The 3,298-nt window shown below is 39.9% G+C and carries 4 protein-coding genes; all 4 read left to right on the forward strand.

The window, feature by feature from the left end; genetic code table 11:
* Positions 1-119: 119 nt before the first annotated feature.
* Positions 120-995, forward strand: a complete 876-nt coding sequence (rapZ, locus tag QZZ35_RS10290; protein ID WP_291237319.1) for an RNase adapter RapZ — start codon at positions 120-122, stop codon at positions 993-995.
* Between the two features lie 19 nt (positions 996-1,014).
* Positions 1,015-1,977, forward strand: a complete 963-nt coding sequence (gene whiA / locus QZZ35_RS10295; protein WP_291237322.1) for a DNA-binding protein WhiA — start codon at positions 1,015-1,017, stop codon at positions 1,975-1,977.
* An 8-nt stretch (positions 1,978-1,985) separates the two neighbouring features.
* Positions 1,986-2,243, forward strand: coding sequence for an HPr family phosphocarrier protein (locus QZZ35_RS10300; protein ID WP_291235217.1), 258 nt, complete (start codon positions 1,986-1,988; stop codon positions 2,241-2,243).
* Between the two features lie 89 nt (positions 2,244-2,332).
* Positions 2,333-3,298, forward strand: a 966-nt coding sequence (locus QZZ35_RS10305) for an ATP-binding protein (RefSeq protein ID WP_291237320.1), incomplete at its 3' end; no start/stop codon positions are given.

Raw genomic sequence — 3,298 nt, forward strand, 5'->3', positions numbered from 1 at the left:
GCAGGTGCGTCAGTTGATGCGGGATGTAGATGAAAAGGTTTATGAGCAATTTCATGTGCATCTGGAACCGGAAGTCCGGTGCATCGGAGAGTTTTAAAGCAGGAGGAGGCGATGGCAGAATGCGTTTTGTTATTGTAACGGGAATGTCAGGGGCAGGCAAAAGTACGGTATTGAAGATGCTGGAAGATGCAGGCTATTTTTGTGTGGATAATCTCCCGGTTCCTCTTTTGCCTAAATTTGCAGAGCTGGTATCCGGTCAGGAGGATGGCACGATGACAAAAGCTGCCCTTGGCATTGATATCCGAAGCGGTGAAGGTCTGGTGACGGTTAATAAGGTTCTGGATAATATTTCGGATTTTTCTTCTCATTATGAGATTTTGTTTTTAGATTGTAACGATTCGGTTCTTATTAAACGATATAAAGAAACAAGAAGACAGCATCCATTGTCTATGGGTGGAAGGGTCGAAGATGGTATAAGAAATGAACGCAAAAAGATGAAATTTTTGAAAGACAGGGCTGATTATATTATTGATACAAGTCAGATGCTGGTTCGGGATCTGAAAGGTGAAGTCGATAAAATATTTGTAAAGGATGAGCCCTATCAGAATTTTTTTATGACAGTGCTGTCCTTTGGATTTAAATATGGTATTCCTGTAGATGCGGATCTTGTATTTGATGTTCGTTTTCTGCCGAATCCCTATTATGTTGAGAACCTTCGAAAAAAGACAGGAAATGAAAAAGAAGTTCAGGATTATGTTATGAACTGTGAAGAGGCTGGAGAATTTTTGAATAAGATTGAAGATCTGCTGGTTTTCCTTGTGCCTTTGTATATTAAGGAAGGAAAGAATCAGCTGGTCATTGGTGTGGGATGTACTGGCGGAAAACATCGTTCTGTTACGGTTGCCAATGGAATATATGAGCGTCTGAAAGGATTGGGATATAGTGCCAAGGCAGAACACAGAGACATCGAAAAAGATGCAGCAAGAAATAAGTAAATTGAAGAGGTGAAGTATTATATCTTTTTCAGCAAGAGTTAAAGAAGAACTTTCACATCAGGTAGGATCCGCCATGCATTGTCGAATTGCGGAAATCGGAGCGATTATAAGCGGGTGCGGCAGGATCTTTCAGGATGAAAAAGGAAAAGTATCTATAAAAATACACACAGAAAACATAGCGGTTGCAAGAAAATACTTTACATTAGTGAAAAAAACATATAATATAGATAGTGTTATATGTATAAAAAGTCATATTCATGCTGGCAGAAACCGCATATACATATTAGAGATTCAGAACGATCGTGATGCGAGAAAAATATTGCAATCCGTAAAGTTTATGAATGGAAGCGATGAAATTGTGCAAGACTATGCGTTGGTTCATCCTCTGATTTTTCAGAAGACATGTTGTAAACGGGCATTTTTACGCGGGATGTTTCTTTGTAACGGTTCGATCAGTGAACCGGAGAAGACCTATCATTTTGAGATTGTCTGTACAACATCTGAGCGGGCACAGCAGTTATGTGACATTATGAAAACATTTAACATTGACGGAAAATGTATTACCCGAAAGAAGTACCGTGTTGTCTACATTAAAGAGGCATCTCAGATCGTAGATGTATTGAATGTGATGGAAGCCCATGTTTCGCTTATGGAACTGGAAAACATTCGTATATTGAAGGAGATGCGTAATTCTGTAAATCGGCGCGTGAATTGTGAAACGGCTAACATTTCTAAAACCGTGTCCGCGGCAGTTAAGCAGATAGAGGACATTACCTATATCCGTGATACTGTTGGATTCAGTGAATTAACCGAAGGATTAAAAGAAGTAGCTCAGCTTCGTCTGGATTATCCTGAGGCCTCACTTGTTGAACTGGGTAAATTATTATCGTCCCCCGTTGGCAAATCCGGTGTCAATCACCGATTGCGAAAACTAAGCATTTTAGCAGAGGAATTAAGAAATAGCAAAGGTCAGAAAGGCTAGGTACGATTATGATTTCAAAAAGTATGACAATTAATATTCAGAAAGGATTGGAAGCACGCCCGGTTGCTTTACTTGTACAAGTGGCGAGTCAGTACGAAAGCAGCATTTATGTGGAGATACAGGAAAAAAAAGTAAATGCAAAGAGTATTATGGGAATGATGAGTCTGGGACTTGCGGAAGGTGAACAGATTACAATTATTGCTAACGGTCCGGATGAAGAAGAAGCTGTCAACGCGATTGACAAATATATATCAAAACAACAGTAAACGTTTTCATAAATCGAAGGTGTCTATACACCTTCGATTTTCACTAATAACAAAATGCAACAATCAAACATATAAAAGGAGGAATAGGAATGAACAATAACGAAGTTAGAAAGTTCAAAAAGGTGCTGGTTGCAAACCGTGGAGAAATAGCCATTCGTATTTTCCGTGCACTGAATGAACTTGGAATCGGCACAGTTGCGGTCTTCTCAAAAGAAGATAAGTACGCAATGTTCCGTACAAAAGCAGATGAAGCCTATGTGCTGAATTCAGAAAAAGGTCCGGTAGACGCATATCTGGATATTGATACGATTATTCGTATTGCTAAAGAACATCAGGTAGATGCTATTCATCCGGGTTATGGATTTTTATCAGAGAATCCATACTTTGCAGAAGCCTGTGAAAAGAGCGGCATTGTATTCATTGGACCTACAGCAGATATGATGCGTGCTATGGGAGATAAAATTTCCTCAAAGAAGATGGCTATTGAAGCGGATGTTCCGACAATTCCTGGTATTGACAAAGCTGTTTCAGGTTATGCAGAAGTTGAGAATGCAGCAAATTATATCGGTTACCCGATTATGCTTAAAGCTTCCAACGGCGGCGGCGGACGCGGAATGCGTATTGTTAATGCACCGGAAGAACTTGAAAAAGCTTACAGAGAGGCCAGAGAAGAATCACGTAAGGCTTTTGGCGATGAACAGATTTTCGTTGAGAAATATTTAAGAAGTCCAAAGCATATTGAGGTTCAGGTCCTTGCGGATAATTATGGAAATGTTGTTCATCTTTATGACCGTGACTGTTCTGTTCAGAGACGTCACCAGAAAGTTGTTGAATATGCACCGGCATTTACTGTACCGGAAGAGGTTCGTCAGAGAATTTTCGAGAGTTCGATCCGACTTGTAAAACATGTTGGTTACCGTAATGCGGGTACATTGGAATTCCTTGTAGACGATCAGAACAACCCATATTTTATTGAGATGAACCCACGTATCCAGGTTGAGCATACCGTTTCTGAGATGGTTACTGGAATTGATATTGTTCAGTCACAGATTATG

The sequence above is a fragment of the Frisingicoccus sp. genome, from assembly GCA_016298055.1.
Classification (GTDB): Bacteria; Bacillota; Clostridia; order Lachnospirales; family Lachnospiraceae; genus Frisingicoccus.

Excerpts from the sequence above, each read along its gene's own strand:
- rapZ (WP_291237319.1), top strand. The coding sequence starts at position 120 with ATGCGTTTTGTTATTGTAACGGGAATGTCAGGGGCAGGCAAAAGTACG.
- QZZ35_RS10300 (WP_291235217.1), top strand. The coding sequence starts at position 1,986 with ATGATTTCAAAAAGTATGACAATTAATATTCAGAAAGGATTGGAAGCA.